The following is a 15,903-nucleotide window of genomic DNA, read 5'->3' on the forward strand; positions in this document are numbered from 1 at the left end:
ACGGACCGGCCGCACGGTCACATTCCGGATCACGAATGAAGTAGGGCGGGCGACAGATCATTTTCCACTGCATAAAACAGGAAAGGCGTGGGCATCGAGGCGCCGTCTCTCCCCAGAGCGGCGGCAGATTGAACCCATTGGGTCGACATGCCGGGGCTCAAACGGTGTGATCAGCCTCGAGTAACGGTTGAAATACCCTCCCGAGAGGGGATCATCGCTGGCGCCAAAAAGGCCCTCGGAAATGAATCTTACTACACGAGGAAAAACGTGAGCCTGAAACGGTCCTGACGAGCGGCGCCAAATCAATCAAAGCGCCATTCGCGGCCTTCCCAAGATCCCTGCGGGGCGCCTCACCTCGGGACCAGAGGGGCGTCCCATGGAGGACGCCCCATTCATCTCAGACGCCGGAGAGGCGGGAAAGGGCTGCCTGAAGCCGTGTGCGATCATGGGTGAAGCTCGTGAGGCGGTCACGGTTCTCGTCAACGACTTCCGGTTTGGCGCGCGCAACAAAATCGGCATTGCCCAGCTTGCGCTCGACCTTGTCGATTTCCTTGCCCAGACGATCGATTTCCTTCTCCAGGCGCTGGATCTCGGCAGCAATATCGATCAGCCCCTCGAGTGGAAGAACGAGCGTTGCTTCGTCGATCACGGTCAGCGCTGCGGCTTTGGGCGGTTCACCCGCCAAGGGTGAGACCGAGGCCACACGCGCCATGCGGACGATGACCGCAGCCCAGCTCTCGGCACGCGCGAGGGTTTCTGGAGTCGCATCACGCAGAAGCACCGGCACCATCTGAGCCGGTGGAATGTTCATCTCCGAACGCAGCGTGCGGATTTCGCTGATCAGACGGATCACCCAATCCATCTCCGCAGACGCCTCACCTGCGCCTCGAGGCTGCGGCAGAGCGGGCCATGCCGATTGCGCAACGCTGCCGCCAAAACCGAAGGACTGCCAGAGTTCCTCTGTGACGAAGGGAATGACCGGGTGCATGATCTGCAGGATCATACCGAGCACATGGGCGGCGACCGCCCGAATCTCGTCCTGTTCCGGCGTGTTTTCGGCGGCAAAAGCGGGCTTGGCCAGTTCAAGGAACCAGTCGCAGAACACGTTCCAGACAAAGCGATAGCAGCTGCCCGCGTATTCATCGAAGCGGTAGGAATCCAAGGCGCCACGGGCTGCGCTGACAGCCTTCGACGCTTCATCTAGGAGCCAGCGCCCGAGAACACTCTTGACCGCAGAGGGATCGAACCCCTCGACCGGCTTGACGCCGTTCATTTCGCAGAAGCGTGCAGCATTCCAGATCTTGGTGATGAAAGTACGGTAGTCTTCGACGCGCTTGCGGCCAAATTTGATGTCACGACCGGGACCGGTCAAAGCGCAGATCGCCATACGCGTGGCATCTGCACCGAATTCTGCCACGAGATCGAGCGGGTCGAGCCCATTGCCCTTGCTCTTGGACATTTTCTGGCCGCGCTCGTCACGCACCAGACCGTGGATCAGCACCGTATGGAAGGGTACGTCATCCATGAAATGCAGACCCATCATCATCATCCGGGCCACCCAGAAGAAGATGATGTCAAAGCCTGTCACAAGTACGCTGGTCGGATAGTACCGGGCGAGTTCGGGCGTCTTGTCGGGCCAGCCCAGCGTCGTGAAAGGCCAGAGTGCAGAGCTGAACCACGTATCGAGCACATCCTCGTCGCGGGTGAGACTGACCTCAGCGCCGAATTGCGCACGCGCCTGTTCGAATGCCTCTTCCTCACTGCGCGCGACGAACACGCTGCCTTCCGGGCCATACCAGGCAGGAATGCGATGGCCCCACCAGAGCTGACGGCTGATGCACCAGGGCTGGATATCGCGCATCCAGGCGAAATAGGTGTTTTCCCATTGCTGAGGCTCGAAGCGAATTCGGCCCTCTTCCACGGCCTTGATGGCGGGCTGGGCGAGAGTAGCGGCATCGCAATACCACTGTTCCGTCAATCGCGGCTCGACAATCGCCCCGCCACGCTCGGCGTACGGCACCTGAAGCGTGTGCGGCTCGATCTTCTCGATATGCTCGAGACGCTCAAGTTCCTCGACGATCAACTTGCGTGCCTCGAGACGATCCTTGCCTTCGAGAGAGCGCACGAAGGCGATCGAGGACAGCCCCTCGATGTCCTGCAACTCGCTGGTGATCTCATCGAGCCAGATGGCAGCGGCCTCGTCGAGGATGCTTGGCATAGGCAGGGCGTGGCGTTTGCCAACCTCAAAATCGTTGAAGTCATGACCCGGCGTGATCTTGACCGCCCCGCTGCCCTTCTCGGGGTCGGAATAGGTATCTGCCACGATGGGGATTCGGCGTCCGGTCAGGGGCAGCGTGACGAACTTGCCGATCAGTCCGGTATAGCGTTCGTCTTCCGGATGAACCGCGACCGCAGTATCTCCAAGCATGGTTTCCGGGCGCGTCGTCCCCACCACGATCATGCCGCCGCCCTCGACAGGGTAGCGCAGATACCACATCAAGCCCTTGGTCTCGCGGTTCTCGACCTCAAGATCGGAGATGGCGGAGCGGAATGCTGGATCCCAGTTCACAAGGCGCTTCGCCCGATAGATCAGCCCCTGCTGATGCAGGGTGACGAACACATCACGCACGGCGCGCGACAGCCCCTCATCCATGGTGAAGCGTTCGCGCTCCCAATCGGCCGAGGCGCCAAGTGTGCGCAATTGCTGGATGATCTGACCGCCCGACTGCTCCTTCCAGGCCCAGACCCGTTCGAGGAACTTCTCCCGCCCCATTTCCTTGCGGCTCAGGCCTTCCTTGTCGAGCACACGCTCGACAACCATCTGGGTTGCAATGCCCGCATGGTCTGTGCCGGGCTGCCAAAGCACGTTGCACCCTTCGAGACGCTTCGAACGGATCAGGATATCCTGAAGCACGAAATCGAGCGCATGGCCGAAATGCAGCGTCCCGGTGACATTCGGCGGGGGGAACATGATCGAGAAAGATGTGCCAGGTTGCTCGGGATGCGCCGCGAAAAGACCGGACTGTTCCCACTGGGCATAAAGGTGCGCCTCGCACGCTGCGGGGTCAAAGGTCTTTTCGAGCATCGTCTTCCTGTCACCTGTCTTGCCACGAGACGGCGCTGCACCGCCCCGGTCGTCCTGTACCGATCCTGCTCTCGCCCCCTGCCCTGATCGCCGTTTCTGCACAGCAGGGCCGGAATTCAGAGCGGGTATGACGCGAAACATGGCTGCGGTCATCTTCAGTACAGCGTATGGCCAGCCGGCGCCGAAGTTTCAAGCCGTGACCACGTCTGCCGTTACCGCTTACCTAGGGGTTGAGTCAGCGCCCCGGTTGGCCAACGGCGTAATCATTGATGCCCCACAGGCGGTCCTTGACGGCATTGTAATACGCCTTCTCGTCGTAGAGCGGGACGTTCAGCTTCAGATCGGATGCCGTTAGTCGCCCCATTGCCGCGGCGATGGCATAGGAAGATTGCACGAGACCGCTGAGATTTTGCACCAAGGCCGTCTGCGCCTGCAGCAGGGTCTGTTGCTGCTGAAGCACTTCGAGTGTGGAACTCGTGCCCACAATGGCCTGGCGCTCCACACCGTCAAGCGCGATGACGTTTGCGGCAATGGCGGTCCTGTTGCTCGAAATCGAGTCGTTATAGGAGCGGAATTGCTGCCAGTTCGATGAGGCGGTCTGGGCAGCGCCACGACGCGCGATATCAACGGCGCGGCGTGCCGCCAGATATTGCTGGCGCGCCTGCCTTACCGCTGCGTATTCCGACCCGCCCTGATAGATCGGGACATCGAAATTGATAGTGCCGTATTTATTGTCGGTAATCATCTTACCGTAGCCCTGGTTCTTCACGTAGGAATAACCGAGCGTAGCGGAGATCTTGGGCAGAATGGCCGAGAGCTGGACCGAGAAATTGTCTTTCTGCTGGGCCTCGACGAAAAGCGCATTGATGATCGTCGGGTTATTCTTCATCGCCTCAGCGACGATCTGCTTTTCTTCCTCGATCGGCAGCTTGAGCGGCTGCGGGGCCACGAGATTCGGCGCAGGCGGGACGCCAACAACCTGCAGATAAGTTGCCTGCGAAGCGCGTAGCGTTCCTTCGCTCTGCTGGCGGGTCGCCTTCGCGGTTGCAAGAGCAGCCTGAGCCTGTGCAACGTCCGTGCGGGTGATCTCACCCTGCTGGAAACGGTCCTGAGTGGCCTTGAGCTGCTCTTCGAGAACATGCTCGTTATTGATGTTGATCTGCAGGATCTGCTCGCTACGAATCACCCCGACATAAGCGTTCACAACATCGGTGAATACTTCCTGCTCTGTCTGGATCAGCTGGGCGCGTTCAGCCATGACGGTATTGACCGCCTGATGCGTGGCAGCGGTCGTCTTGCCGCCCTGATACAGATACTCGCTGACCGTAACACCGCCCTGATAGCCGGGCGTGGCATAGCTGCGGTTATAGGCCGGTGTGCCGAAATTCGAGCCGGGCTCCGGCCCCTGAGCGCCGTAGGCGTTATTACCCTGATAATAGGTCAGCCCCGCCTGCCCCTGGATCTTGGGGCGCCAGCCGGCGAGCGCGGTCGGTACCTGTTCGTCAGCTGCGCGAAGCTTCGCCCGCTCCTGCTGCAAGGTCGGGTTTGTCAGGTAGGCGGTTGCGAGAGCCTCCTGAAGGGTATGCGGAATGAATTCGGGAGAGCCCTTGCCGTCATAGGTCTGGGCCAGAACAGTCGTGCTCTTGAGAACGACCATCAAACCCACGCCCAGAGAAGTATAGGCCTTAAACTGATCCCGCTTCATGGATGCCCTTTCGACTGACGACGGCACTGCAATAACGTGACAATGGTGTCCATCGTCCGGTTTCAGGCCTCCTGTTCCCTCCCTATGCCATATCTGACTGCAATCGGAAATTTCTTCTTATTTCTTCGCGTTGTGCGCCCTACCCCCTTGACCGCAGACGCGCAGAAAGAGATATAGCCCCTACACCAGCCGGTCCGGTGGCAGAATGGTGATGCAGCGGACTGCAAATCCGCGTACGTGGGTTCGATTCCCGCCCGGACCTCCATGTTTCCCGAAAAATCGCGGAGAACCGCCATTGCTGCGGAGTTTTACATAACTCCTTTGGCGCGTTTTACATTCTCCATTCGCTTCATGGCTTCTTCAGCCAGCTTTTTCTGGTCAACAGCGCGGGTGTAGCGCTCCACTTCAGATAGGGTTTTGTGACCTGTGATCGCGGCGATCTGGTGTGTGGTACAGCCTGCCTCGGCCAGCCTTCTAGCCGCTGCTTTGCGCAGGCCGTGGCCCGAAAGATCGCCCGAAACCCCTGCAGCATCTGCCCATACACGGAACTGATTACCCAGGCCGTTTGACGACGCCTGCTTCCCCGCCTGATTCTGAAGGTAGCTGCCGACTTTCGCTGGCTCGAGTGCGATAATATCAGCCAATGCCGGATGAATCGGGATCAATAGTCGCGCGCCGGTCTTTTGCTGGATGACATCAAGGAAGCCATCGCGGATATCACTCGGCCCCATCTTGACAGCGTCTGATCTGCGCTGCCCGGTATAAAGCATCAGTGCAAACGTAAGCCTCTGTCGGGAGCCTACGGGCCAAAACGCTTCGTATTGCGCGATCTCTTCCTCGGACCAGGTGCGAGACCCCTCCCCTCGCTCCTTCACGCGACGAATGCCAGAGGTTGGATCGACGGAGATCTCTTCGTTTTCCAACGCATAACGGAAAAGAATGCCGAGTAGCGACAACCAGCGATTATACATCGCGGGCCGGTTCGCCAACGGGCGCAGAATCGCGCGAATATGCTTGGCTCCGAAGTCAGTCAGCTGCGCATCCGCAAAGCGCTCCGCCTGCATCCGCTTGATAATATTGTTATAAGTCTTCTGCGTGCTGATACGGAGCGCGAGAAACGCCGCCGATCGACGCCATTCGTCACTCAATCTGACGAACGTTCCGGCAGATCGTATGCGCGGTGGCTCTTTGACGACCTCACTCTGCGCGAGAGCAGCCTGATAGGCTGCGAGAAAGGCGGGATCATTCTGGGGCGGCAAGGGCTTCCGCGGCAGGTTTGGGTGTCTGAAATAGAGCCTGATCTTACCGTCTCGACCCTTATGCCGTTGGATGTGAGGCAGCCGGATGACGGTCATGACAACAAATAATCCAATGGCGTCTCTGACTGTGGCCCTATACTTGATTCTGGTTTGAGCCCGTTTTCACTGGAATGCGCGTCAATCCAGCGATCCAGCGCGAGTCTGTCCCATCCCTTACGCCCTGGCGACATTCGTAACGGTGGTACTTCGCGGCCGATGCCACTGAGAAAAGTGCCAGCTGAGAGACCTACATACCGGCAAGCGTCCTCGAGTTTCAGGACACGCGGGGTAATTCGACTGGACATTATCACTCTCTCCCGAGCAGCTCATAAAATTGTGAAGAACGAGGTGTGTCCCCCTCCCCCGGCCTGCGGAAGCGCAGGCGGGTGGTTTGATCGTTCAGACTGATGTCGGTCAGCGGGTGCGCGGCCTCGATGCGGTTTGCGTCTTCGCGATTCATCAAAAGGACGCGGTGGCGGATGCCTTGCTGGGGGTACGTCTCGATATCGCCGGACTGCCAGAGGCAGCGCCACTGGCCGGAGGTCGAGGCAAACTCGGCCAGGAGGCAGAAGCGGGGCTCGCGCGCAATCCAGAACTCGACCAGTTCAGCCGGGATCACTTCCACGAAATCGCGCCAGAGTTTTGGACGATGCGGGAGCAGCATCAAAAGATGCGGGTCCAGCCGATCGGGAACCGACGCGCGCGGGGTGATCACAGGCAGCTCGATCGCGCGCTGGCTTTCGCGATAGCGGCTCTCTCGCATGGCGTAGGTGCGCTCGGAACGCGGCACGGGGCTAGAGCGCATCATACGATCAAGCTTCCTTTCATGGTCAGGTCGATTAGAGGACGGGCATTCGGGCCGGGCGTGACCGTCGCCAGGTGGGTGCGATGACGATAAACTGGCACTGCCAGGGCCTTGTCCCGGCATCGCGTGACGGCGGCGCGCTCGGCTGTGCGATAGGTGCCAAAGCGCGCGACGGTGCGGCCTCTCGCGTTACGGATCGTGAACGGCGCGGCATTCATAGCGCCCCCTCTTGCTGCAATGCGTGCAAGCGATGGGCGGCGCAGTCTGTCAGGGCGTTCAGGTGCATGAGCCCGCGAGCGATGCCGCCGCCCTGACTCCGGGCTACGGTATAGGCGGCGCTCGCGCACAAGGCCGAGAGAAGATCGAGGCTTTCGCCCTCGGACAGGCCGAGCCGTTCACAGGTTGCGGCGATCTCGGCCGAGGCGGCCGCATAGGCGCGGCGCTTGGTTTCGGCGCGGCTGATCATTGGATCGCCCCCCGATGGAATGCGGATATGGCCAGGGCGCGCAGGGCGTTCACCTGGGCTGCGTAAGGCGGCGACGCGATTGGCTGGGCGTGCCGGGCGAGAAAGCCCTGCAATTCCGCCGCCTTGGCTGTGGCGGCGCGCTTCCATGGGGCGGCGCATGGCAAAGGGCGGCCATCGTTGGCGCAGGCTGCGGCGAAGCGCCACTCGCGGAAAAGGGTCAGTGCGCGCAGCTGATCGGCGTGCGGCATTGGCGCGAGGGAGATCCAGAAAGCGCGCTCGGTCATGGCGGCAAGCTGGCGGGTGGGAAGTGTCATGGTGCGGGGCTCCTTCGATGGGGGCTCTTGAAGGACACGGGACAACACGAGGGGGCAGGAAGATCCGTGCCTGGGCTGCGCGCCGGAGCCTGTTGAAAGGCCCCGGCTTCTGGCCGGAAGCCGGATTAGCCTGCGTCCTGAATCATGCGGTGGAGCTGCTCGACGGCGGAGGCCTGCAAAGCGTTCAGAGCGCCAACCGCTGCGGTTTCCCAGCCCGGCCTGCGATCGATGCAATCAAGAGCGGCCTGGGCAGTGAGGCCAGCGAGGAGGTCGAGGCGCTCCTGCGGGTTCACATCGAAATGGCGGAGTGCCTCATCGAGGAGGTAGCGGGCGGTGGCGAGGGCCTCGCAGCGGATGGCACCACGGTCATTCTGAGTTAAGTCGGTCACTTGAAGCATCTCCCTTGTTGATGCTTCGATGTCGCATATACCGACATATGCGGCAATAAGAAATGTCGTCCTTACCGACATTTTTTATTCGATCAGGCTGAGCTCGACTGGCGGCCATAAGTGACCACAGAGGGATATGACCGTGGCCGCGCTACACCCAGAGAGAAAAATTGGCTTTAGTCCTCGCCCACCCTGCAGTGAAAAGATATTTCGGTCCAGGTAGGTCTCTGAGAAAAAAGAGAACGGTGACTAGCGTTAATTTGTAATCAACGAATCTGTTCGAGAACTGTACTAACTCGCCTGTACACGATATGTTCTAGAAAAGACGGGAGTTGTTTGTGCTCAAGAAAACCCCTGACAATTCAGACGATTTGCGCCGTCTTGTCGCGGACCAGAAGGTTGAGAAGCAGATCCTTTTCGTTGTCGCTCAGACTCCGCCAAAAATCGATCAGGGTCTTTTCGGCCTCTTCTACAGGAAAACGGCTGATATCCTGGCTGCCCGGAGAAGAGCCCGAATAAAGATAGTCAAGTGAAACAGCGAAGTAATGAGCTATCTCAACAAAGGTCGCAAATCCCGGGTGTTTCCCGCCCTCGATTTCGGCGAGGTGGGACCGGCTGATGTCGAGCGCCGCAGCGACATCAACCTGTGATTGTTTGCGCGCTTTTCTCAGCTCTCTGATGCGAGCGCCCATTTTTCCGTCCGTGATCATAGACGCACCATGCCGTAATCGATGAGTCTTCGGGTCGCATATAGCGACATTTTGCTTGACTGATAATGTCGGTATAGGCGACATCAGGTCATGGACACGAAAGATCTCATCCGCCGAGCCGGTGGAACGAACAAAGTTGCCAGCGCTGTTCAACGCAAGCACAACACGGTCGCGGGTTGGCAAAAGATACCTCCTTGTCACGTCGTCGCTGTGGCTGAGTTGAGTGGGGTACCGCCACACCTCATCAGGCCTGACGTATTTCCTCCCCCTGAAATTGAGGCTGGCCGCGCGTTTAAGCCTCCGCCGCCTAGCTAACAGGCCCGTGCTCGGCACGCTTGCGGAAACGTTCCGCAAAATCACCAAACCACAAGATTTCTCGCGTCCCTGACCCAGAGAGACAGCCGCCAATGCTCCCCACAATCGATAATGCCGCCCCGACTTCCTCTCATGCGGAGGGCGCGGACCATGCCTGAAACGCACGCGGCTCACGTCGCCTCCCTGAAAACCGCCACGCAGGCCGCCATCCGGCAGCTGGGCGGGGTTGAGGCTGCAGCCTCCTGCACGCGCGTCGGCAAAACGCAGATCTCTGAATATCAGAACCGGAATTCGGCCCATGTCGTGCCTGTGGATGTAGCACTGGCGCTCGATCTTTACGCGCAGCAGCCCCTGATCCTGGCCGCAATGGCCTCGATCGAGGGTTGTGCGCTGCTCCCGATCGCGTTTGGCGAAGGATGCGCCGCAACGGCCATGGGTGAAGTTGCATCCTCGGCCAGCGGGACGATGACAGCCGCGATCGTGGCGCTGGCGGATGGTCAGATCGACCGCACCGAGGCTGCTGACCTCTCGCAGCGCCTGGGGGAGCTGATCCGTCATTCGACCGATGCGCTGCAAAAGATGCAGGCGCTTGCATTTCGCGCCAATGGGGAGGGCTGAGCCATGCCCCGCCAAATCGTGGTGCAGAGCGAGATCGATGCGGCCAGCCTCATGATGCGTCGTATGAGGGCGCAGCGGGGCGGCGCGGAAAAGATCGCCCAGGCGCTCGCCCTCAATCTGCAAACGGTCAAGGGATGGGAAGCAGTTCCGGCTTGCCATTTCAGACGGTTTAACGCCGCCTTCGGGAATCGGCTTCCATCCACCAAAATCGTTCCGTCTCCCCGGCTTCAGTCCACCGAGCGGGTTCGGCGCCAGTGCCTTTGCTGTGGCGCGCGGTTTGTCGCTGATGGCCGCTGGCTGCGTCTGTGCAAGCCCTGCCGGGGGCGGTGCTAATGGCCCGGCCCGCGCTTGATCGGGGGCGGATCGATCCGGCCATCTCGGCCCTGCGCAAGAGCGGAGCGAGCGCGCCCCGTATTGCCCGCGCCCTCGGGATATCGGAGCGGACGGTGCGTTATGCGTTCCGCCGTCTGGCAACGCCGCCCGCTCAACGGAAGGCCGCGTGACATGGATAATCAGATCAGCGCGGCCGAAATCTCAACCCTTTTGACCCAACGTATCGATCAGCTGGTACGCGAGCTGCTGCCGTTCGGGCAGCGCATGGGCGCAGACTGGCGGTGCGATTCCCTGTCGGGTGGCAAGGGCACCGCGTTTTCCGTGCATCTGACCGGCAAGAATCCGGGGGGATGGGCCGATCACCGATCGGGCGAATTTGGCGATGCGCTCGATCTGGTCGCCGCGTGCCTGACGGGCGGCAGCATGAAAGAGGCGTGCCGCTGGGCGCATGGCTGGCTTGGGCTGGGCGATCTCGGTCCCGTTGCCATACGTCAGGCGCATCTTGCAGCGGAGAAGATCCAGCGCGACGCGGCGAAGGATGAACAGGACGGGCGCAATAAGGCCATGGCCATGTGGCTGGGTGCCGAACCCGTCACCGAGGGCTCGCCGGTGCTCGATTATATCCGCAATCGCGGCATCGATGTCGCGCCCCTGGGCCGCTTCACGCGCTCGATACGCTTTGCCCCCGCCCATTACTGCAACGAGGTGCGGCGCAAGCTGCCCGCCATGCTGGCCGCCTTCACGGATGCCACGGGGGCGCATGTCGCCACGCATCAGACCTGGCTTGCGCAGGACAGCGACGGCCGGTGGGTCAAGGCGCGGCTCGATGTCGCCAAGAAAATACGCGGTGCCTATGCGGGCGCAGCCATCCGCCTGCGCAAGGGCGAAACCGGCGAGACGCTGGCCAAGGCCAGCCCGGATGAAACCGTGCTGATCGGCGAAGGAATCGAAACCTGCCTTTCCGTGGCGGTGTGCTGCCCGGAGTTTCGCGTGCTCGCAGCCGGAAGCCTGAGCAACATGGCGGCCATCTGGCTGCCGGACCAGGTGCGCAAGGTCACGCTTCTTGCCGATCGGGATGAGCACGAAGCTGCAAAGCGCGGCCTCGATCGGGCGATCGATTTTCACCTTTCCAAAGGTCGCGAGGTGCGGGTGGCAAAACCCCCTCGCGGGAAGGATTTCAACGATGCAATCCAATGATATCCGCGATGCGGTACTGCGCGCCGATCGGGCGTTTCAGGTCATTGACGGGGGCCGCCAGGATGGCGAGCGCAAGGGCGGCGGCGAACCGCCAGCCGCGCCGGAAGAAAACGAGCCCTGTCCCGTCACGGCGCTCGGCCATCTTGATGGCTCCTATTTCTTTCTCGACCGCGTGGGCCAGCTGCGCGTGCTGACAGCGCGCCAGGTCGGATCACGCCACGACTTGCTCGGCTTGTTCGCCGGGGATGATGGATGGCTGCGGATGGCCTTCCCGAAAAAGGCGCAATGCAAGATCAAGGATAAGGACGGCCAGGAAACCACCGAGGAAAAGGTGGTCGATTTCCGAATCAATTCAGTAGCCAGCTACTTACAGGCCGAATGCGCCCAGGCCGGGCTTTTCGGGTCGCATATCATGATCCGTAAACCTGGCGTATGGCCCGCCGAGAACGGGCTGCCGGTAGTCCATTGCGGCGATACCGTGATGATTGGCGATCGGCTGGAGAAGGCAGGAACACGCACGGGGAATCAGGTATGGGCCGCCGCGCCCCCATCGCCCCGGCCTGCGCGCCCTTGCGGCCCGGAGGAAGGCCGCTATCTGCTCGAGCATATCCGCAGGCTCTGGAATTTTCGCACGCCGGGCGGCGAGATTGCGGTGCTCGGGCTACTGGCCTGCGCCTATTACGGGGCGTCGATCCCGTGGCGGCCTGCCGGGTTTCTGATCGGCGGGGCCGGGTCGGGCAAATCATCGCTGCTGCGCGTGCTTCAGGCGGCCTCGCCGCTTCATGTGTTTGTGAATGACACGTCGAAAGCCGGGCTCGAGCAGAGGCTCGACGGGCGCGCCATGCCTGCTTTCATTGATGAGGCGTCCGATCGAGAGGACCAGCGCGGCGCGCGTGCCCTTCTCGATCTCGTGCTCTCATCCACAGGCGGCGAGGGCACGAAAGGCGTGCGCGGCGGCAAGGATGGCGTGGCCCGGAGTATCGAGGTAGTCGGCTCCATCATCATGGCCTCGATCAACCCGCCAGACATGCAAGCGCAGCATCTGGGGCGCTTCGTGATCATCGACCTCGCCAAGGCAGAGGAAGGGGCCGACCATTCCACCGAGCATCGCGATCTTGCCAGCTGGGCACGCGAGCACGGGGCGGCGCTTTGGGGGCGAGCCCTTGCCGGATGGGAGCGCCACCGCGCCGCGCTGGCAATCTTCCGGGCAGCGCTACTCGAGAGCGGTTGTCAGCCTCGCGAGATGGATCAGCTCGGCGCGATCCTTGCGGGCTGGTGGGTTATGACAGAGGATTCGATCCCGGACGAACGCGGCGCGCAAATAGGAATCGGTGCTTTATCAGAATTTGTACGTGACGCCGAAGACGTTACGACGCAAGATGCGCCGACCCGCATGATCAATCACCTACTGACGCAACTTGTCATGGTGCAGAGATCGACAGAGAGGAAATCTATAGCTGACCTTATCGAGCGCCTTCTCGAAAAAGACAGTGGCCAAGGGCCGGATCTCGATCCGCTCTCGCGCTCTGTTGCGGACGAAGTGCTCGGGCAATTTGGCATGCGGGTCATACGTGCCGATGCGCCCAAGGCGCGAAGCGGTTCCCCACCGCCCCGTGAGTCTGAAGGCGCAGGCATCTGGTTCGCCCAGAGTAACGCCATGCTGACCAGGCTATTCGATGATACGCCATTCGCCGGTCAACGCTGGCTCTATGAACTGCGGCGGCTTGAGTCGGCGCGCAGCCCCAAGCGCAAGGTCAAGATCGGCTCGATGACTCCCGCCCGTTGTATATGGGTGACGGCGGTTGAACTCGGCTTCGGGGTTGATGAAAATGCCTAAGTCATTGATTTTGCGGCATTCAAACGTAGCCAAACGTAGCCCGAAGGTAGCCAAAAACTTACTGTAATAACAGTAACGTAGCCAAGGTAGCCAACGTAGCCACCATTTTCGTTCGTATAGGGTCACTCTTCCAACGGTCGAATTGCGCTCTTTGCTGCCCTGAATAGTGGCTACGTTGGCTACCTTGGCTACCTTTATTATAAGTTATTGATATATCTATATAAAGAACGTAGCCAAGTAAGTAGCAAAACGTAGCCAGCCCTCTTTTTGTAATTTTATTACCCGAGGCCTGACATGACCCCAGATTACGTTCTTTTCGATCACTCCCGCGATATTGCCGATCAGGTTGCGGAGTGGCTCGCCGAAGCAGCGGATACGCTCGCCGCCCTTCCTGCCACGGGCACAAGGCCAAGCACGCATTGCGTCAAGTGGCCCGATGTCGTGTTCGACCCAGAGGATCTGGACTGGTTCCGCGAACTGGAGGCGTTCATGCCGCCGCCAACCGCCGAGCAGATCAGGCGTATGGATATCGCCCTCTCCTGGCTCTCCCTGCTCGACGCCTCACAGATCAGACTGCGCCGGGTCATCAACATGAGGCTGATTGTTCATCCGATATCGGGCTGCAATCGCTGGGGATGGGGAAAGATAGCCGGGAAACTGGGCGTTGCCGAGCCGACCGCCAAGAGATGGCATCGCCAAGGATGCGAGGCTATCGGAAAGAAAATCATGGCGCGTTGATTTTTAATGTTGCTTTTGTTGGTTTTTGCAGTATTTCAAGTGGCATTCTCGCGAGACGATTAGCTTAAAGGCTAGACGTCTTTTTTCTGCCTAGATACTAGATGCACCAACTAACATTTCGGTCGCTCCTCCTGAGAAGCGCACAGGGCTGTCTTCATCTTCTCCAGTCCGTTCACCGTTTGTTTACGCCTGATCGAGGCACGCGAAAGCGGCGAATTTTGTCCTGTCCAATAGCTCAGCCTATCGACCGATTGGACGTGGCATTCAGTCCTGATACCGCTAATTGGGGTCATAGGCTTGCAAAAATGGGCGACAAGCGCCTGAGTACTCGACCAATTTTGGGCTCACATTTCTGAGAATAGCGGGAAATCGAATTCAAATTCGACATCAACCACCTCACAGCTAAAGCCTAGCCTCAAAAAAGCCTGCGCAGCGAACGCTAGAAAAATCCACTGCGCGCCATCCTTCACTTTCTAAAATAATCAATGTGCACATGTCAGCTATTTTGCTTTCCTGTGTGCGCGTAGTTTAGGTTATTCAAAGTTAGAATACCTACTCCTTATGCGTTTAGCTGCCCTTTCCAGGTCAGGAAAAATAGCACTATCAGTAATACCAAGGAGTTCTATTTCACGACGAAGACGAGTTTTTGATTTAGCTGGTATTCTTATTTTATATTCCAATATAGGCTTTCCGCTCTGTGTGTTATCATAAAACAGTCCAAACATCATAAATCCTCCTGATTGCGCAATTATTCTTGGATTATTCAATTTTGGATGAACATAGTAATTTCCGAGCAAATCGGATGGATCTATTTTCGGTTCGAAATATGGCTTTTCTTGACGAATAAAGTGTAGAAGTCGCTTAGATACGTCGTAATCATGGTTAAAGTTTCTAATCCAGTATTTTTGCTCTTGCACCACAAGCAATTCAAAAGCCGTGAAAAGATCGTCTTTATCTTTGGCTGTCAAATTTGAAAGATTTGCTAAGCAGCTTATAGTATCGCTATCGTAAAATTTTTGCTTTTCCTCGGGTACAGAGTAACAAATGATCGATCCATCTTTATCCTGAGAATCCGTGGCAAAATAGAGCGCAATAAGCGGGTTTCTAGTCACGTCTAGCAATCTCGTGGGCAATCCGAAATGCTGCATTCTGACTAGCCGATCAAACATTGTTCCATCTTTGGAAAATTCTTCGGGATGTATTGTTATTAATTCCCTGATAGCTGACTTTTCGTTGTCAAGAAGCTGCGCATTATCGTCTCTAAGCAAGGAAGGTATATTTTTCCATTCGTAGCTTCCCTGCCCTCTGTAACACTTCAGGTCTTCGTATTTTTCCGTATAGTCAAATATTACCTGAAGAAAGTCCTCTGTTCTCTTCACATCGACAAATATTTCTTCGAATCCTTGCATATTACACTCCATTTTATCATATCAATCAGAAGCTATAAAGAAATCATAGCATAAATGCCTAAAATGTCTCTTCTCACTTCGTGTGCAAAAGTGCGACCTTTAGATGTCGCGATTGCGAGCCTCGGATCCAAATCTCCCGATTGTGTCTATCTAAAACGCGAATGGCGTAGCCTTATCTCCTGCCTTCTGGCCCAACGTGGCCGACGCTGCGAGGTCTGCGGCCGCACCGGATGCCGGATCTTCGGCGATCATATCCATGAACTGAAAGACGGCGGCGCACCGCTTGATCCGGGCAATATCCGGCTGCTCTGCGGCTCCTGCCACAGCACCAAGACGGCCCGCGTCCGGGCCATCCGCACCCGCGAAACCCCGACCCGCTGACCCCGAGGGGGCGGGTCGAAAGTCCGACCGGACCCTACCCCCGCAACCGCGCAAGGCTCAGCCGCAGATTTTCCGGTCTATCAAGGAAATCAAGTTATCAAGGAAAGGGAGCATAAATGGCTCACGGTGGCGCGCGTCCTGGCGCCGGACGCAAAAAGGGCAGCCGGAACAAGAAGCAGGTGGACTGGAACGGCCCGCTCGTGGTCGATCCTTCGGCGCTTGCACCCGGCCTCGATGCCCTGAGCGGTATGAGCCCGCAGCAACTCGAGGCCTGCTCACCGCTCACTTTCCTCACGCATATCT

18 protein-coding genes and 1 tRNA gene are annotated in these 15,903 nt (G+C 58.8%); 9 read left to right on the plus strand and 10 right to left on the minus strand.

Annotated elements, in window-relative coordinates; genetic code table 11:
• Window positions 1–397: 397 nt before the first annotated feature.
• Both C0V97_RS08920 and C0V97_RS08925 read right to left on the minus strand, forming a co-directional pair.
• The gene (locus C0V97_RS08920) at window positions 398–3,085 is read right to left on the minus strand and encodes a valine--tRNA ligase (RefSeq protein ID WP_127102292.1); all 2,688 of its coding nucleotides are present in this window, start codon (window positions 3,083–3,085) and stop codon (window positions 398–400) included.
• 235 nt (window positions 3,086–3,320) lie between these two features.
• Window positions 3,321–4,790 (minus strand): TolC family outer membrane protein, encoded by a 1,470-nt coding sequence (locus C0V97_RS08925; RefSeq protein WP_127102263.1) that lies wholly within the window; start codon window positions 4,788–4,790, stop codon window positions 3,321–3,323.
• Window positions 4,791–4,981: 191 nt separating this feature from the next.
• Between C0V97_RS08925 and C0V97_RS08930 the strand changes: the two genes are divergently transcribed.
• Window positions 4,982–5,055, plus strand: a tRNA-Cys gene (locus tag C0V97_RS08930).
• Window positions 5,056–5,098: 43 nt separating this feature from the next.
• Here the strand turns inward: C0V97_RS08930 and C0V97_RS08935 are convergent.
• The 7 genes from C0V97_RS08935 to C0V97_RS08965 form a co-directional block, all read right to left on the minus strand.
• Complete coding sequence (locus tag C0V97_RS08935; RefSeq protein ID WP_158625389.1) at window positions 5,099–5,938, minus strand: tyrosine-type recombinase/integrase; 840 nt, start codon at window positions 5,936–5,938, stop codon at window positions 5,099–5,101.
• Window positions 5,939–6,395: 457 nt separating this feature from the next.
• On the minus strand, window positions 6,396–6,878 hold the full coding sequence (locus C0V97_RS08940) for a hypothetical protein (RefSeq protein WP_127102265.1): 483 nt from the start codon (window positions 6,876–6,878) through the stop codon (window positions 6,396–6,398).
• Window positions 6,879–6,892: 14 nt separating this feature from the next.
• On the minus strand, window positions 6,893–7,111 hold the full coding sequence (locus C0V97_RS08945; RefSeq protein ID WP_127102266.1) for a hypothetical protein: 219 nt from the start codon (window positions 7,109–7,111) through the stop codon (window positions 6,893–6,895).
• Complete coding sequence (locus tag C0V97_RS08950) at window positions 7,108–7,359, minus strand: hypothetical protein (RefSeq protein ID WP_127102267.1); 252 nt, start codon at window positions 7,357–7,359, stop codon at window positions 7,108–7,110. Before C0V97_RS08950 ends, C0V97_RS08945 begins: the two co-directional genes overlap by 4 nt.
• On the minus strand, window positions 7,356–7,673 hold the full coding sequence (locus tag C0V97_RS08955; RefSeq protein ID WP_127102268.1) for a hypothetical protein: 318 nt from the start codon (window positions 7,671–7,673) through the stop codon (window positions 7,356–7,358). The genes C0V97_RS08950 and C0V97_RS08955 overlap by 4 nt, the downstream gene beginning before the upstream one ends.
• Window positions 7,674–7,798: 125 nt before the next feature.
• Window positions 7,799–8,062, minus strand: a complete 264-nt coding sequence (locus C0V97_RS08960; RefSeq protein WP_127102269.1) for a hypothetical protein — start codon at window positions 8,060–8,062, stop codon at window positions 7,799–7,801.
• Window positions 8,063–8,424: 362 nt separating this feature from the next.
• Window positions 8,425–8,955 (minus strand): helix-turn-helix domain-containing protein, encoded by a 531-nt coding sequence (locus C0V97_RS08965; protein WP_158625390.1) that lies wholly within the window; start codon window positions 8,953–8,955, stop codon window positions 8,425–8,427.
• A 282-nt stretch (window positions 8,956–9,237) separates the two neighbouring features.
• Here C0V97_RS08965 and C0V97_RS08975 point away from each other — a divergent pair, with 282 nt between their 5' ends.
• From C0V97_RS08975 to C0V97_RS09000, 6 genes are all read left to right on the plus strand, one after another.
• Entirely contained in the window at window positions 9,238–9,705 is a 468-nt protein-coding gene (locus C0V97_RS08975) for a hypothetical protein (protein ID WP_127102272.1), read from the plus strand.
• 3 nt (window positions 9,706–9,708) lie between these two features.
• Entirely contained in the window at window positions 9,709–10,038 is a 330-nt protein-coding gene (locus tag C0V97_RS08980) for a hypothetical protein (protein WP_127102273.1), read from the plus strand.
• Window positions 10,038–10,208 (plus strand): helix-turn-helix domain-containing protein, encoded by a 171-nt coding sequence (locus C0V97_RS08985; protein ID WP_127102274.1) that lies wholly within the window; start codon window positions 10,038–10,040, stop codon window positions 10,206–10,208. The genes C0V97_RS08980 and C0V97_RS08985 overlap by 1 nt, the downstream gene beginning before the upstream one ends.
• 1 nt (window position 10,209) lies before the next feature.
• Window positions 10,210–11,235 carry a toprim domain-containing protein gene (locus C0V97_RS08990; protein WP_127102275.1) on the plus strand — a complete coding sequence of 342 codons (1,026 nt, stop codon included), beginning with the start codon at window positions 10,210–10,212 and terminating at the stop codon, window positions 11,233–11,235.
• Window positions 11,222–13,072 carry an ATP-binding protein gene (locus C0V97_RS08995; protein WP_127102276.1) on the plus strand — a complete coding sequence of 617 codons (1,851 nt, stop codon included), beginning with the start codon at window positions 11,222–11,224 and terminating at the stop codon, window positions 13,070–13,072. Before C0V97_RS08990 ends, C0V97_RS08995 begins: the two co-directional genes overlap by 14 nt.
• A 294-nt stretch (window positions 13,073–13,366) precedes the next feature.
• Window positions 13,367–13,810 (plus strand): DUF6362 family protein, encoded by a 444-nt coding sequence (locus C0V97_RS09000; protein WP_127102277.1) that lies wholly within the window; start codon window positions 13,367–13,369, stop codon window positions 13,808–13,810.
• A gap of 533 nt (window positions 13,811–14,343) precedes the next feature.
• Here C0V97_RS09000 and C0V97_RS09005 read toward each other — a convergent pair.
• Complete coding sequence (locus tag C0V97_RS09005; protein ID WP_158625391.1) at window positions 14,344–15,219, minus strand: FRG domain-containing protein; 876 nt, start codon at window positions 15,217–15,219, stop codon at window positions 14,344–14,346.
• Window positions 15,220–15,309: 90 nt separating this feature from the next.
• Here C0V97_RS09005 and C0V97_RS09010 point away from each other — a divergent pair, with 90 nt between their 5' ends.
• The gene (locus C0V97_RS09010) at window positions 15,310–15,600 is read left to right on the plus strand and encodes an HNH endonuclease signature motif containing protein (RefSeq protein WP_233582066.1); all 291 of its coding nucleotides are present in this window, start codon (window positions 15,310–15,312) and stop codon (window positions 15,598–15,600) included.
• A 116-nt stretch (window positions 15,601–15,716) separates the two neighbouring features.
• A partial coding sequence (locus C0V97_RS09015; RefSeq protein ID WP_199751752.1) for a hypothetical protein occupies window positions 15,717–15,903 on the plus strand: 187 nt, incomplete at its 3' end.

The sequence above is a fragment of the Asaia sp. W19 genome (assembly GCF_003994335.1).
GTDB lineage: Bacteria > Pseudomonadota > Alphaproteobacteria > Acetobacterales > Acetobacteraceae > Asaia.